General features: G+C 71.3%; 11 protein-coding genes and 1 pseudogene. 3 read left to right on the forward strand and 9 right to left on the reverse strand.

Translation table 11 applies throughout. The annotated features are described in order from the left end of the window. Nucleotides 1–305: 305 nt before the first annotated feature. Together ACWD0Y_RS17835 and ACWD0Y_RS17840 are read right to left on the reverse strand one after the other, a co-directional pair. Nucleotides 306–1,535 carry a D-alanyl-D-alanine carboxypeptidase family protein gene (locus tag ACWD0Y_RS17835; RefSeq protein WP_450261281.1) on the reverse strand — a complete coding sequence of 410 codons (1,230 nt, stop codon included), beginning with the start codon at nucleotides 1,533–1,535 and terminating at the stop codon, nucleotides 306–308. Nucleotides 1,536–1,680: 145 nt separating this feature from the next. After that, nucleotides 1,681–3,366, reverse strand: a complete 1,686-nt coding sequence (locus ACWD0Y_RS17840) for a ribonuclease J (protein ID WP_450261282.1) — start codon at nucleotides 3,364–3,366, stop codon at nucleotides 1,681–1,683. A 272-nt stretch (nucleotides 3,367–3,638) separates the two neighbouring features. On the opposite strand from ACWD0Y_RS17840, the gene ACWD0Y_RS17845 reads away from it, so the two are divergent. Next, nucleotides 3,639–5,279, forward strand: coding sequence for a peptide chain release factor 3 (locus ACWD0Y_RS17845; RefSeq protein WP_450261283.1), 1,641 nt, complete (start codon nucleotides 3,639–3,641; stop codon nucleotides 5,277–5,279). Between the two features lie 184 nt (nucleotides 5,280–5,463). On the opposite strand, the pseudogene ACWD0Y_RS17850 reads toward ACWD0Y_RS17845, so the two are convergent. Beyond that, nucleotides 5,464–5,724 (reverse strand): annotated as a pseudogene (locus ACWD0Y_RS17850) (MerR family transcriptional regulator); the annotation flags it as partial. A gap of 307 nt (nucleotides 5,725–6,031) precedes the next feature. Here ACWD0Y_RS17850 and ACWD0Y_RS17855 point away from each other — a divergent pair. Continuing rightward, complete coding sequence (locus ACWD0Y_RS17855; protein ID WP_450261284.1) at nucleotides 6,032–7,534, forward strand: SulP family inorganic anion transporter; 1,503 nt, start codon at nucleotides 6,032–6,034, stop codon at nucleotides 7,532–7,534. Between the two features lie 123 nt (nucleotides 7,535–7,657). Here ACWD0Y_RS17855 and ACWD0Y_RS17860 read toward each other — a convergent pair whose 3' ends face one another. The 6 genes from ACWD0Y_RS17860 to ACWD0Y_RS17885 form a co-directional block, all read right to left on the reverse strand. Beyond that, nucleotides 7,658–8,716, reverse strand: a complete 1,059-nt coding sequence (locus tag ACWD0Y_RS17860; RefSeq protein WP_450261285.1) for a rhamnogalacturonan acetylesterase — start codon at nucleotides 8,714–8,716, stop codon at nucleotides 7,658–7,660. 309 nt (nucleotides 8,717–9,025) lie between these two features. Then, nucleotides 9,026–10,243: an MFS transporter gene (locus ACWD0Y_RS17865; RefSeq protein WP_450261286.1), complete on the reverse strand. Its 1,218-nt coding sequence runs from the start codon at nucleotides 10,241–10,243 to the stop codon at nucleotides 9,026–9,028. A gap of 200 nt (nucleotides 10,244–10,443) precedes the next feature. Further along, nucleotides 10,444–11,484, reverse strand: a complete 1,041-nt coding sequence (locus tag ACWD0Y_RS17870; protein WP_450261287.1) for a LacI family DNA-binding transcriptional regulator — start codon at nucleotides 11,482–11,484, stop codon at nucleotides 10,444–10,446. Continuing rightward, nucleotides 11,481–12,395 (reverse strand): carbohydrate ABC transporter permease, encoded by a 915-nt coding sequence (locus ACWD0Y_RS17875; RefSeq protein ID WP_450261288.1) that lies wholly within the window; start codon nucleotides 12,393–12,395, stop codon nucleotides 11,481–11,483. The genes ACWD0Y_RS17870 and ACWD0Y_RS17875 overlap by 4 nt, the downstream gene beginning before the upstream one ends. Then, complete coding sequence (locus ACWD0Y_RS17880; RefSeq protein ID WP_450261289.1) at nucleotides 12,392–13,342, reverse strand: carbohydrate ABC transporter permease; 951 nt, start codon at nucleotides 13,340–13,342, stop codon at nucleotides 12,392–12,394. The genes ACWD0Y_RS17875 and ACWD0Y_RS17880 overlap by 4 nt, the downstream gene beginning before the upstream one ends. Before the next feature lie 68 nt (nucleotides 13,343–13,410). Continuing rightward, nucleotides 13,411–14,733 (reverse strand): ABC transporter substrate-binding protein, encoded by a 1,323-nt coding sequence (locus ACWD0Y_RS17885; protein WP_450261290.1) that lies wholly within the window; start codon nucleotides 14,731–14,733, stop codon nucleotides 13,411–13,413. Nucleotides 14,734–14,934: 201 nt separating this feature from the next. On the opposite strand from ACWD0Y_RS17885, the gene ACWD0Y_RS17890 reads away from it, so the two are divergent. Further along, nucleotides 14,935–16,956 (forward strand): beta-galactosidase, encoded by a 2,022-nt coding sequence (locus tag ACWD0Y_RS17890; protein WP_450261291.1) that lies wholly within the window; start codon nucleotides 14,935–14,937, stop codon nucleotides 16,954–16,956. The last annotated feature ends 68 nt before the right edge of the window (nucleotides 16,957–17,024 follow it).

Consider the following 17,024-nt stretch of genomic DNA (forward strand, 5'->3'; position numbering starts at 1 on the left):
TTCACAGGTATTCGCTTTCCGGCCGGTGTCGTGCGAGTACGGGGGTGCGGCAAGGACAGGGACGCCTCATGCTGGCCTCCGGGCCCGAACTCTCGCAGCACTTGCGGCAAAGTTCCCCGTCTCCCGGCGATGTGCTGATGGGATACGGCGGCTCGTACGCGGAAGAGGCCGGCACGGCGGTGCGCACCCACGTCGCGGTCACTGGCGGCGGCCCCGGTGCCACGACGTCTCCGAGGGGTGCATTATGCACCAGGGCATGGGTCCGCGCTGAGGGTGAGGGGCGTCCCGGCCGCCCCTCTTCCGTCTCAGAACCTCCCGGGGCCCCGACGGGACCGGGCCCGCCGCACCGCGGCACGGATCTGCCCGCACGCAGACGTGAACCGGTCCGCCACCACCGGCTCGCGGTATCCGCCCCGCCCTCTCGCGATGGCGGCCGCGGCCAGGCACGCGGCGGCGACGAAGGCGCCCAGCAGGGCGTACGCGATCCCGGCGCCGGGCTTCTCGGACAGCGCGGCGGCCCGCGCGACGGAGTCCGGCCCGGCCGGGGACGCCCGGGGGGCGGCGGGCGGCGTCAGCGAGCCCACCGGGCCGACACGCCCGGCGGCGGCGAAACCCCAGTCGAGGAGGGCGCGGGCCTCCTCGTACACCGCGGCCCCACCGCCCCGCTGGGGGTTCATCACCGTCACCAGCAGGGTGCGCCCGCCCCGGTTCGCGGCGGCGATCAGGGTATGGCCCGCGCCGGAGGTGTAGCCGTTCTTGACGCCGATCAGCCCCGGGTACCGCTTCACCCCGTGGGACCCGGTCAGCAACCGGTTGGTGTTCTGGATTCCGAAGGTCCAGGTGGAGCTTCCGTCGGGGCGCGTCCCGCCGGGGAAGGCCGCGTCGACGGTCGCCGCGTACCGGGCGAACTGCGGGTCCGCCAGCCCGGCGCGGCCGAAGACGGCCAGGTCGTGGGCGGAGGAGACCTGGCCCGGGGCGTCGTAGCCGTCCGGGGAGACCACGCGGGTGTCCAGCGCGCCCAGGGCACGGGCCTTGGCCTGCATCTGGCGGGCCGTGACCTCCCAGCCGCCGTTCATCTCGGCCAGTACGCGCACGGCGTCGTTGCCGGAGCGCAGGAAGACCCCCCGCCAGAGGTCCGCCACCTGGTACGTGCGGCCCGGCGCCACACCCACCAGGCTGCTGCCCTCACCCACTCCGGTGAGCTCGTCCCTGGTGACCGTGTGCAGGGCCGCGCCGGAAAGGCGGGGCAGCGCGGTGACCGCGAAGAGCGTCTTGATGGTGCTGGCCGGCGGCAGGCGGCGGTGCGCGTCGTGGGCAGCGAGCACCTCGCCCGTGCGCGCGTCGGCCACCAGCCACGAGAGCGCGGACACGTCGCGCGGGAGCTTCGGCGCCCCCGGCCGGAGCCGCACATGCGTCCCCGGCCGGTGCAGCAGTGATGCCTCGGCGGAGACGGGATGTGGCGGCAGCGGCTCGGGGCGCGGGGCGGCCGTGGCCGGTGCGGCCACGAGGGCCGGCACCCAGACAGCAAGAGCCACCGCACTCACGAGGCGGGGGCGGAGAGAAGAGCTGATGACCATTCAGCCACCGTAGGAAGCGGTCCTGGTATGCGCAGGTCCGCCTGGGCCGACCGGCCGTATCGGAGTGGGGGTCTCCGGGCGGGCAACGGTCCGGTCGGCCCGGTCAGGCGTCGATGATGACGGGGATGATGAGGGGCTTGCGGCGGTAGGTCCTGAACGCCCAGTTCGCCACCGCGCGGGCGATGAGCTGTTCGAGCTGGTGCGCGTCTCCCACGCCTTCCTCGGCCGCGGTGGCGAGGGTCTTCTCGATGACGGGGATGACGGGCTCGAAGGTGGTGTCGTCGTGGACGAACCCGCGGGCCAGGAAGTCGGGGGTCTCGGCGAGGGCTCCGGTGTCGGCGTCGACGATCGCCACGACGGTGACGACGCCTTCCTCCGCGAGGGTGACGCGGTCCTTGAGGGACGCCTCGGTGGCTCCTCCGACCGTCATGCCGTCCACGTAGACGTTGCCCGCGGGCACCTTGCCGGTGATGGAGGCGCGCCCGTCGACGAGGTCGACGACGACGCCGTCCTCGGCGATGACGACCCGGTCGGGGTCGACACCCGTACGGATGGCCAGGTCGCCGTTGGCGCGGAGGTGGCGCCATTCGCCGTGCACGGGCATGACGTTGCGGGGCTTGACGATGTTGTAGCAGTAGACGAGCTCACCGGCGCTGGCGTGTCCGGAGACGTGCACCTTGGCGTTGCCCTTGTGGACCACGTGGGCGCCCCACCGGGTCAGACCGTTGATCACCCGGTAGATGGCGTTCTCGTTGCCCGGGATCAGGGAGCTGGCCAGCAGGACGGTGTCGCCCTTCCCGATGCGGATCATGTGGTCGCGGTTGGCCATCCGCGACAGCGCGGCCATCGGCTCGCCCTGGGAACCGGTGCACACCAGGGTGACCTTGTGGTCCGGCAGTTTCTCCAGTTCCCGCATGCTCACGACCAGGCCGGAGGGGACCTTGAGGTAGCCGAGTTCGCGGGCGATGCCCATGTTGCGGACCATCGACCTGCCCACGAAGGCGACCTTGCGGCCGTGCTGGTGGGCGGCGTCCAGGACCTGCTGGATGCGGTGCACGTGGCTGGCGAAGCTGGACACAATGACCCTGCGCGGAGCGGTGCGCATGACCTGCTCGATCGCGGGGTTCAGATCGCGCTCGGACGTGGTGAAGCCGGGGACCTCGGCGTTGGTGGAGTCGGTGAGGAACAGGTCCACCCCCTCTTCGCCGAGCCGGGCGAAGGCCCGCAGGTCGGTGATGCGCTCGTCCAGCGGGAACTGGTCCATCTTGAAGTCACCGGTGTGCAGCACCATCCCTGCACCGGTGCGGATCGCGACCGCGAGACTGTCCGGGATGGAGTGGTTGACCGCCACGAACTCGCAGTTGAAGGGGCCGAACCCCCGCCGGTCGCCCTCACGGACCCGTACCGTACGGGGCCTGATGCCGTGCTCCTTGAGCTTGGCCTCCAGGAAGGCCAGTGTCAGCTTCGAGCCGACGACAGGAATGTCCGACCGCTCACGCAGCAGGTACGGAACGGCGCCGATGTGGTCTTCGTGGCCGTGGGTCAGCACCACTGCCACGACATCGTCCAGGCGTTCCCGGATCGATGTGAAGTCGGGGAGGATCACGTCCACCCCGGGCTGGGTCTCTTCGGGGAACAGCACGCCGCAGTCGACGATGAGCAGCTTGCCGGCGTACTCGAAGACGGTCATGTTGCGGCCGATTTCCCCGAGGCCGCCCAGGGCGACGACCCTCAGGCCTCCGTCGGGCAGCGGAGGAGCGGCTTTAAGTTCGGGATGCGGATGACTCATATCTTGACGTTACCGGAGAGGTGACCGCGGTGATCCTTTGGTGGTCCCGTCCCGCAGGTTCACGCGGTACTCCCGATACGCGGGGGCAAGCAGCCGGGGCCGTCCTCACCCCGCGGAAGACCCTACCTTGACGTCAGAGTAGCTTTGGAGTCGGCGTGGGCGCCGGCGCGCGGAACGCGGCCGCCGCCCGACGTACGGGAGCGACTGCCGGAGCCGTCCGGTCCTTCACCCGGGGCCGACGAGGAGTACGGGGGGCGGGTGACCGGGCTCCGGTGACAGCGACAGACAGCGACAGCGACGAAGGCGGTTCGGTGAACACCATGGGCGGACCGGCAGCCGGCGAGGCGGCCCGGCGACGGACGTTCGCCGTGATCAGCCACCCCGATGCGGGCAAGTCCACGCTGACCGAAGCGCTGGCCCTGCACGCGCACGCGATCACCGAGGCGGGCGCGGTGCACGGCAAGTCGGGGCGGCGCGGGGTGGCGTCGGACTGGATGGAGATGGAGAAGGCCCGCGGCATCTCGGTGACCTCGGCGGTGCTGCAGTTCGCCCACCGCGGTTGCGTGCTCAACCTGCTGGACACCCCCGGTCACGCGGACTTCTCCGAGGACACCTACCGGGTGCTGGCGGCGGTGGACTGCGCGGTGATGCTCATCGACGCGGCCAAGGGGCTGGAAGAACAGACCCGCAAGCTCTTCGACGTGTGCCGCCACCGGGGCATCCCGGTGATCACGTTCGTCAACAAGTGGGACCGGCCCGGGCGTGAGGCGCTGGAGCTGCTGGACGAGATCGAGCGGGAGTTTCGCCTGCGACCCACCCCCCTCACCTGGCCGGTCGGCGCCTCGGGTTACATGCACGGCCTGATCGACGTGCGTGAACCCGGGCAGATGCTGCGTTTCACCCGTACCCCCGGCGGGTCCCACGAGGCCGTCGAGGAGCCGGTGCCGGCCGAGCGGGCCGCCCTCGAGGAAGGCGCCGACTGGGAGCAGGCCACGGAAGAACTCCAGTTGCTGCGGGCGGACGGGGCCGGGTTCGACCGGGCCTCGTTCCTGGCCGGCACCTCCACTCCGGTCTTCTTCGGCGCCGCGATCTCCAACATCGGCGTACGGCTGCTGCTGGACGCCGTCGTCGACCTCGCCCCGCCGCCGGGCCCGCGCGTACTGGAGGGCGGCGGCAGCCGGCCGGTCGACGCCCCGTTCTCCGGGCTCGTGTTCAAGGTGCAGGCGAACATGGATCCCTCGCACCGCGACCGGATCGCCTTCCTGCGGGTGTGCTCGGGCGTCTTCGAGCGGGGCGCGACCGTCACCCGCGCCGCTTCCGGCAAGCCGTTCGCGACCAAGTACGCGCACAGCGTCTTCGGGCAGGACCGCTCCATGGTCGACACCGCCTACCCCGGCGATGTGGTCGGTCTGGTCAACGCCGCCGCTCTGCGCGTCGGTGACACCCTCTACGCCGGGCCGCCCGCCCTCTTCCCCGCCATGCCCACCTTCGCGCCGGAGCACTTCGCGGTCGTACGTCCCGTGGACATCGGCCGCTCCAAGCAGTTCAGGCGCGGCATCGCCCAGCTGGACGAAGAGGGCGTCGTGCAGGTCCTGGTGTCCGACGTGCGCGGTGACCAGGCGCCGGTGCTCGCCGCCGTGGGGCCGATGCAGTTCGACGTCGTCTCCGCACGCATGGCGGGCGAGTTCTCCGCCCCGGTACGCCTGGAAGCGCTCCCCTATCACCTGGCGCGGGCCACTGACGCGGCCGGAGCGGCGGCCCTGAACGGCTCCCGGCTGGTCACGGGCGAGGCACTGACCCGCGTCCGGGACAAGGCGGTACTCGCGCTGTTCCCGGACCGCTGGCAGGCCAACTCCTTCGAGCGGGCCTTTCCCGGAGCCCGGCTGACCCCGCTCCTCGCCGCCCACGACTGAGGGGCGTCCGCCGGACGAACAGCGGGGCCTTCCGCGCCGGCGGAACACAGAACGCAGCACACGGACGGAGCCGGCCGGCGGCGCAGCCCCCGCACTGTCGTCGGTTCGCCGGACCGAGCCTGTGGCGCGGGGTGGCGGCGATGTCCTCGGCGGCGAGCCGGCCGGCGATCTCCAGCAGGTCGCGCGTCTCCTCCGGGGAGAAGTCCGGCGGCTTCGTCCGGCGGACCGCCGTCGGGCGCTCGACGTCGGCCTCGGTGCGGAGGCGGAAGCCGCCCTTGCCACGAGCGGAGGGAAAGACGAGGCCGGCTTCCTCGCGGTGCCGGATCGTGCGCAGCGACAGGCGGGTCCACTCGGCCGCCTCGCCGATCCGCAGCTGCCGCTCGGTCGTTCTCCGCGCCTTCGCCTTCTGCGCTCCGCCGCGTTCCGAGCGCTTGAATCGCTTCAGAAGATGTGCCCGGGATCACGCGCCCCGACAACCCGTTCACCTGCGCACTCCACAAGCCGCACCTCACACTCTACCCTGACGTCAGGGTAGAGTGTGAGGTGCGGGCCCCTGGCCGGACAGGTTCAGCCGGGGCGACTCCGCCAGCAGACTTCCGGGCGATGACGCCCGACCGGCAGCCACGACGGCCGCCGCTCCATCCGGCAGGGCCCCCGGCGAGGCCGGGCCGCCGGGGTTTCCGTCCCTTGGTGCGAGTACGACGCGTGTGCATCCAGCGGACGGGTGCGTGCGCACGAACAGAAACGGTTGCATGTCCTCACCGCTGTCCGCAGCCCCCGGGCTGCGCATGTCCAAGCCCGACTGGCTCGACTCCCCGAAGGTCTTCCGTACCGAGGTACTGGCCGGCCTCGTGGTCGCGCTGGCCCTGATCCCCGAGGCGATCTCGTTCTCGATCATCGCCGGCGTCGACCCCGGCGTCGGCCTCTTCGCCTCCTTCACCATGGCCGTGGTGATCTCCGTCGTGGGTGGCCGCAAGGCCATGATCTCGGCCGCGACCGGCGCGATCGCCCTGGTCATCGCCCCGCTCAACCGCGAGTACGGTCTGGGCCACCTGATCGCCGCGGTCATCCTCGGCGGCCTCATCCAGGTCCTCCTCGGCGCCCTGGGCGTCGCCAGGCTGATGCGTTTCGTGCCGCGCTCGGTGATGACCGGTTTCGTCAACGCCCTCGCCGTCCTGATCTTCATGACCCAGGTGCCCGAGATGCGGAACGCGCCCTGGCCGGTCTACCCGCTGATCGCCGGCGGCCTGGCACTCATGGTCCTCTTCCCGAAGCTCACCAAGGCCGTCCCGGCCCCGCTGGTCTCGATCGTCGTCCTGACCGTCATCACGGTCGCCACCGGCATCGCGGTGCCGACCGTGGGCGACAGGGGCGACCTGCCGTCCTCGCTGCCGGTGCCCGGCCTGCCGGACGTGCCCTTCACGATGGACACGCTGACCACCATCGCTCCGTACTCCTTCGCCTTCGCGCTGGTCGGGCTGATGGAGTCACTGATGACCGCCAAGCTCGTCGACGACATCACCGACACGCGCTCCGACAAGACCCGCGAGTCGATCGGCCAGGGCATCGCCAACATCGTCACCGGCTTCTTCGGCGGCATGGGCGGCTGCGCCATGATCGGCCAGACCATGATCAACGTGAAGACGTCCGGCGCCCGCACCCGCCTGTCCACGTTCCTGGCCGGCTCCTTCCTCATGGTCCTGTGCATCGTCTTCGGCCCGGTCGTCTCGGACATCCCGATGGCCGCGCTGGTCGCGGTGATGATCCTGGTCTCGGTCGCCACCTTCGACTGGCACTCCGTCCGGCCCAGGACGCTCAAGCGGATGCCGGTGGGCGAGACCACCGTCATGGCCGTCACCGTCGCCGCCGTGGTCGCCACCCACAACCTCGCCGTCGGCGTCGTCCTCGGCTCGGTCACCGCCATGGTCATCTTCGCCAAGCGCGTCGCCCACCTGGCCCAGGTCTCCGGGGTCGTCGACCCCGACGGCAACCAGGTCGTCTACGCGGTCACCGGCGAGCTGTTCTTCGCCTCGTCCAACGACCTCGTCCACCAGTTCGACTACAAGGGCGACCCGGACGACGTCGTCATCGACCTCTCCGACGCCCACATCTGGGACGCCTCCTCGGTCGCCGCCCTCGACGCGGTGGAGACGAAGTACGCCCAGCGCGGCAAGAAGGTCACCATCGTCGGCCTGAACGAGCCCAGCGCCGAGCTGCACGACAAACTCGCCGGACGGCTCACCGGCGGCCACTGAGAACCGCCCGGCCGCCGGCCCGCCGCGGCGGCCGGTGCGGTGAGCGTGCGCGGAGAACTCCGCACCCGATGGGGAGGTGTCCGGACCGGCTGGTCCGGACACCTCCCCCATCGGTTTTGCCGCTCAGCGAACGAGCCGCTCCGGCATCAGCCGCTGCTCGCGCAGGGCGTCGAGGACCAGGCGTGCGTACTCAGTCGCGCCACGCACCGAGGTGTGCGTGTTGTCGCGCTTCTCCGTCGTCAGGTAGAGGGCCTTGGACGCCTCCGGGCCGAGCTCCTCCACCCGGTTCTTGGTGAGGGCGGTGAGGTCGACCAGCGGGGTCCCCAGCTCCACCGACAGGGCGCGGATCTCCGCCGGGTGGTTCACGCCGAGACCGTTGACCAGCAGAGCGGTGTCGTTGTTCAGGGTGGCGTCGGCGTTGAACCAGCGGCGGACGACGGGCGTCACCAGGACGGGGCGGCCTCCACGCGCACGCACTCCCTCGACGAGCGCGGTGAGGTTGGCGCGATAGGACGCCGCGTCGGTCTGCTTGTCGTTGTGGGCGAGCTGGATGAGCACCAGGTCGCCGCGCCGGACGAGCGGCCGGACCGTCGGGAAGAGCGCGGGGTTCTCCAGATAGCTCACACTGCTCTCGCCGGAGTCGCCGTAGTTGGCGACGGCGGCGCCGCGCTTCAGGTACTGCGGCAGCTGCTGGCCCCAGCCCGAGTACGGCTCCCCCGGCTGGTCGCACACCGTCGAGTCCCCGACGAGCAGTATCTGGCGGGCGCGCGGCGCGGGGGTCACGCCGACCGCGGCCGGGGCGGGAGCGGCTCCGGCGAAGGTGAGGGTGAGGCCGGGCGTTCCGGCGGGGCCGGTGGGCTCGCCCTCCGGGGTACGGACGTTCACCGTGAAGGTACGGCGGGCACGCTGCCCCGGCGCGGTGGCGGTCTCGGCGAGCAGGGTGCGGCGGGTCTCGGCGACGACGGAGGTCCTACCCGCCGACGCCCCGCCGAGGGTCACCGCGACGTCGTACGTTCCCGGCGCGACGTCGAAGTGGCACACGACGGGTCCGGTGCCGGTGCAGTGTCCGAGGCCGCTTCCGTGCCCGCGCCCGGTTTCCTGTCCCGGCGCCGCACCGGCCGGCACGGTGGTCAGACAGCCGACGGCCGCCGTCAGCGCGACCAGCATGGCAGTGCGTTTCATACGAGCTCCTTCAGGAGGGTGCGTGGTGCCTGTCGCCCGGCGCCGTCATGGGTTCCCGTCTCCGAGCGGGCCACGTCGTGTGGACATGCGCGCCCGCGCCGACGTCATGAAACGATTCATTCATTGTCCGCACGGCACTTCCGCGAAGAGAAGATCCGAGGACGCGCCAAGAGGCAGAAAGCGCTTGCTGAGCGAGGGAAGGTTCCCAACAGACACACCGCCGGGTCAACCCCCCGCGCACCCGCGGCCTGCTCCCCTCACGAAGACGGCGCTCCCGCCCGGACGATGTCCGGCCGGGGTCTTCTCCGCTCAGCGGTCCCCGGCGGGGCGGGTGGCCCCGATCAGCCAGACCGTGGCGGCCAGGCACGCGGCGGAGAGGACGCACAGCAGCAGCGGTACGGCGCGGACGCCGGACAGCTCGATGGCCCTGCCCAGAACGGGCCCGGCGGCGACCCCGCCCACCATGGACGCGGCGATCACCAGGGCTCCGGCGCGGCGGGCGCGGGGTGCGGCCCTGCTGAGCCACGGCAGGCCGGTGGGGAAGATCGGGGCGATGAACAGCCCGGCACCCGCATACGCGTACGGCGCCAGTCCCGGTACTCCCGCCAGCAACAGGCATCCCGTCATTCCCGCGCAGGAAACGGCGATGATGGACTGCGCGGAGAAGCGCAGGGCGATCGGTGCCACCAGGAACCGGCCGACGGTCATCATCAGCCAGTACACGGAGGTGGCGGTGGCGGCGGCACCCGCGCTGTAGCCGACCGTTTCCAGGTGGGTGGGTTCCCAGCCGCCGACACCCGCTTCGACGGCCACGTGCAGCACGTAGAGGGTGACGAACACCGCCAGCACCGTGCCCAGGCTTCTGCCGCGCGCCTGCGGGCGCGTTCCCCCTGGGGAGGCTTCGCCGCCCGCCGTCCGCGCGGTCGTCCGGCGTATCCCGCCCAGGCACAGCATCAGCGGCAGGGTCACCAGCGCGAAGACGAGAAAGACGGCTCCGTAGTGCGCCGCTCCCACGGCGGCGATCAGCGCGGGGCCGAGGACGGCGCCCACGCCGAAGTGCGCGTTGAGGATGTTCAGCATCGCGGTGGAGCGCTCACCGAACCCGACCGCGAACAGCTGGTTGAGCCCGTAGTCGATGCCGCCGAATCCGAAGCCGGCCAGTAACGCCGCGAGCAGGGCGGCGGGCCAGCTCGGCGCGAGTGCGAAACCGGCCGCCCCGCCGGCCATGAGCAGGTACGAGGCGCCGATGACAGGGCGGTTGCCCACCCGCCCGTACAACTGGTCGAACAGCAGCACACCGACGACCCCGCCGACGAAGTGGGCGCTCAGTGCGAGTCCCGCTCCCGACGGGGAGAGTCCGAACTTCTCGCGCAGGGCCGGGATGGCGGGCCCGTAGAAGGCCTGGAGGGCGCCGATCAGGACGAAGCCGGCACAGGAGGCCACCACGGCCGGACCGGTGAAGATCCGTGTCCCGGGGGCTTCGGCGGGGGCTCCGGCAAGGCGCTGTTCCAGGGTGTCGTCGCTCATGTGGACTCCGTCTGCCGGCCCGCGCTCGCGCGGGCGAAGGACATGGTTGTTCCTTGCGAGTGGACGCGCGGGTGTGCGGCGCGGCAGGCACGGAGGCATGGCCTCCTGGCGCCGGGCGGGCAGCCCGGCGCCCGTTCGCCGACGAGGACGGGTCGACTACTAGGGCGGGTCGACGCGGGCGGGTCGACGCGGGCGGGCGGTCACACCGTGCCCCGGCTCACCAGCTCCGTCGGCAGGATCACCGCCGAGGTGTCCGCGCCGCCGATCTGCGCGAGCAGGAGGCGGACCATCTCGGACGCGATACGGTCCCAGGGCTGGCGGATGGTGGTGAGTTCCGGAGTGGTGGCGAGCGCCGCGGGCGAGTCGTCGAAGCCGCCGACCGCGATGTCCTCGGGCACCCGGCGGTCCGCCCGCTTCAGTGCCGTGAGGGCCCCCTGTGCCATGAGGTCGGAGGCGACGAACAGGGCGTCCATGTCCGGTACGGCCGCCAGCAGCCGCTCGGCCGCGTGTTCCCCGCTCACCCGGCTGTAGTCGCCCGTGACGACGAGCCGGTCGTCGGCCTCCAGGCCCGCTTCCGCCAGGGCCTGCCGGTAGCCGGCGAGCCGGTCGATGCCGCCGGGTGTGTCCAGCGGTCCGGTGATCGTGGCGATGCGCCGGCGCCCTGAGGCGTACAGGTGACGCACCATGTCATGGGCGCCGTCGCGGTCGTCGGCCGCGACGTAACTCACCTTCCCCGCATGGCCGATGGGCTTTCCGCAGGCGACGAGGGGCACGCCCGCCTCCCGCAGCTGGTCGGCGGCCGGGTCTCCGGTGTGGCTGGAGACGAGGAGGACCCCGTCGACGTGCCCTGCGGTGATGTAGCGCGTTATGCGGCGGCGTTCCGCCTCGGTACCGGCGATCATCAGCAGCAGGGGGATGTCGTGGTCCGCGAGGGCCTGCGTGCAGGCCCTCAGCAGCACGTTGAAGTTGGGGTCCTCGAAGAACCGCTCCTGCGGCTCGGTGAGCAGGAAGGCGACCGAGTCGGAGCGGCCGGTGATGAGCGACCGGGCGTGCCGGTTGACGACGTAACCCGTCCTGCTGATCGCGGCCTCGACCGACTCGCGTGCGGCGGGACTGACGTAATGCCCGCCGTTGAGGACGCGGGAGACCGTCCCCCGTGAGACGCCGGCCTCGCGGGCGACGTCGTGGATCGTCGGCGGCTTGGCCGCCCTGCGCCGGCCCCCGTTGGTGTTCATGGTCACGACTTTACGGCTCCGGACAGCAGGTCCAGGCTCCAGAAGCGCTGGACGACCAGGAACAGGGCGATCAGCGGGACGACGGCCAGCAGGGCGCCGGTGATCACCAGGGTGTAGAGGGACGGCTGGTTCGATCCCTGGGCGAGGAGGGTGAAGAGCCCCAGCGTGATCGGGAACTTCTCGTCGTCGCCGAGCATGATGTACGGCAGCAGGAAGTTGTTCCAGATCGCGGTGAACTGGAAGAGGAACACCGTCACCAGGCCGGGCACCATCATCGGCAGCCCGATGCGGGTGAAGATCCGCCACTCCCCCGCTCCGTCCATCCGCGCGGCCTCGACGACGTCGGCGGGCACCGCGGCGGCGGCGTAGATCCGCGCGAGGTAGACGCCGTACGGGGACAGGATCAGCGGCAGCAGGACCGAGAGGTAGGAATCGGTCAGCTCGACCTTGGCCAGCAGCAGGTACTGCGGTACGGCGAGGATCACGGGAGGCATCAGGACGCCGGCGAGCAGGACGTTGAACAGCGCCTCGCGGCCGCGGAACCGGTACATCGCGAGCGCGTAGCCGGACACGGCCGACACCGCCGTGGACAGCAGCGCGCCGCAGCCCGCGTAGAAGCCGGAGTTGAGCATCCACTGCCAGAAGACACCGTCGCGGTACGCGGTCAGGTCGCCCAGGTTGTCCGTGAGACCGGTGCCCGGCAGGAAGGTGAAGGTGGAGAACAGCTCGTCGGAGCCCTTGGTCGCGGCCACGACCACCCAGATCACGGGCAGCAGGCAGTACGCGGCTCCCAGCAGCAGGGCGGCGCTGGGCAGGAGTCCGGCGCGGCTGCGGCGCGGGCGGCGGGGCGGCCCCTGGGCCGTACCGGGTGTGGAGCCGGCGGCGGGCGCGCTCTTGCGTACGGCTACTGCGGTCACTGGGATGCCCCCTGCTTGGTGCGGGAGTTCGCCAGGCGCAGGAACCCGAACGAGAGCAGGAGCGTCGCCGCGGCGATCAGCACCGCCTCGGCGGCCGCCGCGTGGATGTCTCCCTTGACGAACGCGTCCTGGTAGACCTTCATCAGCGGACTCCAGGTGGTGGAAACGGAGTTGGTGAGCGGTTTCAGCGTGGTCGGCTCGGCGAACACCTGCAGGGTCGCGATGATCGAGAAGAAGAAGGTGAGCACCAGCGAGGGCGCCACCATCGGGATCTTGATGCGCAGTGCGATCTGCAGCGGCGTACAGCCGTCGAGCCTGGCGGCCTCGTACACCTCGACGGGGATGGCGCGCAGCGAGGTGTAGATGACGATCATGTTGAAGCCGGTGCCGCCCCAGACGGCGATGTTGGCGAGCGCGCCGTACAGCGGGACGCCGTCGAGGAGGTCGGGCTGGGACAGCCCCACCCCTTCGAGGAGGTACGCGAAGGGGCTGACGGAGGGAAGGTAGAGGAATCCCCACAGCAGCGCCGCGACCACACCCGGGATCGCGTACGGAAGGAAGATCGCGAGCCGGGAGAAGGACGCGAGCCGTATCCGGTCCGTGTCGAGCAGCAGGGCGAGGACGAGGGCGAGACCGAGCATCACGGGGACGACGATCGCGCCGTACCCGAGGACCCGGAGCGCGCCGTCCAGCAGTTCGGAGTCGGTCAGCGCGTCGGTGTAGTTCGCGAGTCCGGCCCACACCTCCTGGCGTGCGCCGCGGCCCAGGCCCAGCCCTTCGATCTCGACCTTGCGCAGGCTGAGGTAGCCGGCGTAGCCGATGGGCAGGGCGAAGAAGAGCAGGAAGAGGACCACGGCGGGGGCGAGGAAGGCGTAGGGGGCCGGCCCCGGCCCTCCTGTCCGGTGGCGTCGTCGCCGTCCGGCCGGCGGGTGGGTCCGGGAGGGCAAGGCCGAAGGGGACGGCAGGGGCGACGGGGGTGATGGGGGTGACGGGGCCGTGCGAGGCGTCGGGCGGGTCACTGTGCGACTCCGAAGCCGTTCTTCTTCAGGTCCGCGACGGTCTTGTCCTGCATCGCGGTGAGCGCCGCGCCGAAGCCCGCCTTGTTCTTGGCGGCCCGGCCGAAGGCGTCCTTGAAGGTGGTGTAGGCGACGTTGACGTTCGGGCCCCAGGCCGCGGGTGCCGTGGTCTTCGCGATCGCGGCCGCTTCGGTGTAGAAGTCGGGCTGGTTGGAGAAGTAGCCGGGGGCCTCGTCGAGCGCGCCGCCGGTCTGGGCCGCGGTGGCCGCCGGGTAGATGCCGCTCTCCTCGACCAGGGCCGCGAGCGCCTTCGGGTCGGTGTTCAGCCAGGTCGCGAACGCGGCGGCGGCCGCCTTGTGCTCGCTGTCGTTGGTGACGGCGGTGGTGGAACCTCCCCAGCTGCCGGTCGCGGGCTTCGACGCGGACCACTGCGGCAGCGGCGCCATGGCCCACTTCCCCTTGGTGTCGGGGGCGGCGGTGGTGAGGGTGCCCGGGGCCCAGACGGCGCTGACCCAGCCGATCTGCTGTCCGGTGTTGAGCGCCTTGTTCCAGGCCGGGGTGTACATCGGCTGGTTGTCTATGACGTCCTCCGCGACCAGGCCGCCCCAGAAGTCGGCGACCTTCCTGGTGGCGGCGTCGTCGATGCCGACCTTCCACTTGTCGCCCTCGGTCGTCCACCACCGGGCGCCGGCCTGCTGGGCGAGACCGGCGAAGAGGCCGGAGTCGTTGGCGGAGAAAGTGGTGAGGTCCTTGTCCGGGGCCTTCTTCTTCAACGCGCGGGCGGTCTCGGCGAATTCGTCCCAGGTGGCGGGGACCTTCAGGCCGTACTTCTCGAACAGGTCCTCGCGGTAGTAGAACATCATCGGCCCGGAGTCCTGCGGTATGGCGTAGACCGCGTCCGAACCGAGGGTGACCTGCTGCCAGACTCCGGGGGCGAAGGCGCCGCGCGCGCCGTCGGCCTCGCCCGAGATGTCGGCGAGCACGTCGTTGCTGACGAGGGTCGGCAGGGCCTGGTATTCGGCCTGCACCAGGTCAGGGGCCTGCTTCGCCTTGGCGGCCGTGACGATCTTGGTCACCAGGTCGTCGCCCGACGCCTGCTTCTTGACCGTGACGGTGATCTGCTCCTTCTTGCCCGGCCCCTTGTTCCACAGGTCCGCGACCTTGTCGAGCCCGGGCGCCCAGGCCCAGTAGGTCAGCTCCACCGGGCCGGACCGCGCGCCGGCGTCGCCGTCGTCCGACGAGCCGCAGCCGGCAAGAACCGAACCCCCCAGCGCGACGGCGGCCGACATGGCCAAAAAGCGGCGATACGAGGCGTACGACATGGGCTTCTCCCTGGGCCGGACGGCGCCCGAGACGAATGCGGGCGGCGCAGCACTGTTCTGTGAACGTTCACAGTAGAGAAACAGGCTCGACACTTGTCAATGGATTCGATGCATCGTTTTTACTACTGGACGAGCACGAAGAGTTCTGTGTACGTTCCCAGTCCATCACCAGACGAACCGCTATCCCGCAGGGGGACATCGATGCCGGAGACCACGCCCAGGGGCCTCACCCGACTCGCTTTCGGCGGTGACTACAACCCGGAGCAGTGGCCGGAATCCGTCTGGAACGAAGACGTACGGCTGATGCGCGAAGCCGGCGTCACCATGGTGAGCGTCGGGATCTTCTCCTGGGCGCTGCTGGAGCCGGATCCGGGAGCGTACGACTTCGGCTGGCTCGACCGGGCCCTGGACCTGCTCGACGCGAACGGCATCCGCGCCGACCTGGGCACCCCCACGGTCGCGCCGCCCGCCTGGTTCTACCGCGCCCATCCCGACGCCCTGCCCGTCGACCGGGACGGGCGGCGTCTGGCGTTCGGCTCGCGCGGCGCGATCTGCCACAGCTCACCGGCGTACCGCCGGGCCGCGGCCCGGATCACCACCGAGCTGGCCCGGCGTTACGCCGGGCACCCGGCACTCGCCCTGTGGCACGTGCACAACGAGTACGGCGTCCCGGTCTCGGCCTGCTACTGCGACACGTGCGGCGCCCACTTCCGGCAGTGGCTGCGCGCGCGGTACGGCACCGTCGACGCGGTCAACGAGGCCTGGGGAACCGCCTTCTGGGGCCAGCACTACCGCGGCTTCGAGGAGATCGACCCGCCGCGCACCACACCCACCACCGGCAATCCGGCCCAGCAGCTCGACTACCGCCGCTTCGCCGACGCGACCCTGCGCGAGAACTTCGTGGCCGAACGGGACATCCTGCACCGTCTGGCGCCGGGCGTGCCCGTCACCACGAACTTCATGACCGCGCTCAGCCAGTGCGACTCGATCGACTACTGGGCCTGGGGGCGGGAGGTCGACATCGTCACCAACGACCACTACCTGATCACCGACGGACGCCGCACCCACGTCAACCTCGCCATGGCGGCGGACCTCACCCGCTCCGTGGCCGGCGGAGCGCCCTGGCTGCTGCTCGAACACGCGACCTCCGGCGTCAACTGGCAGCCGCGCAACCCCGCCAAGGCCCCCGGTGAAATGGCGCGCAACTCGCTCGCCCACGTGGCCCGCGGCTCCGAGGGCGCGATGTTCTTCCAGTGGCGCCAGTCGCGGCGCGGCGCGGAGAAGTTCCACTCGGCGATGGTTCCGCACGCCGGTACCGACTCCCGGGTGTGGCGCGAGGTCGTCGAACTCGGCCGCGCGGTCGATTCGCTGGCACCCCTGCGCGCCACCCGGACGGTCGCGGACGTCGCCGTGCTGTGGGACTGGCAGTCCTGGTGGGCCCAGCAGCTCGAATGGCGTCCCAGCGAGGACCACGACGCCCGCGAGCGCGCCGACACGTTCTACGCGTCGCTGTACGACCGTCACCTGACCGTCGACTTCGCGCATCCGGAGTCCGGCCTGAGCGGCTACCCGCTGGTCGTGGTCCCCGCGCTCTACCTCACGACCGAGGCGGCCGGCCGCAACCTGCGCGATTACGTCGAGCGGGGCGGCACGCTCGTGGTGTCGTACTTCTCCGGCATCGTCGACGAGCACGACGCCGTGCACCCCGGCGCGTACCCGGGCGCGCTGCGGGACGTACTGGGCCTGACCGTCGAGGAGTTCTCACCGCTGCTGGCGGGCGAGACGGTACGGCTGACCGGCGCCGGCGGCCCGGACCTGACGGGCGACGTGTGGTCCGAGATCGTCGTACCGCGTGGGGCCGAGACCCTGTGGACGTACGCCGACGGCATCCCGGCCGGCCGCCCCGCCGTGACCCGCAACCGGCTGGGCGAAGGCACGGCCTGGTACATCTCCAGCCGGCTGTCCGGCCCTCACCTGGACTCCGTACTCGAGCGTGCCTGCGAGGACGCGGGGATCGCTCCGCGCACCGGGCTGCCGCGCGACGTGGAGGTCGTCCGCCGCTCCGGCGAGAGCGGCACGTACGTCTTCGTCATCAACCACACGGCAGCGGACGCCAAGGTGGCGCTGGACTCCCCCGGCACCGACCTGCTGACCGGTGAGCGCGTCGCGGGCGCGCTCACGGCGCCGGCCGGCGCCGTCCGTGTCGTCGCCCTTGAGGCGTGACACCTCCTCGCAGCCGACCGCCCGCGACTTCGCCCCACCCCAATCCCCACCCCCATCCATATCCCCCG

It is taken from the genome of Streptomyces altiplanensis (assembly GCF_053591575.1).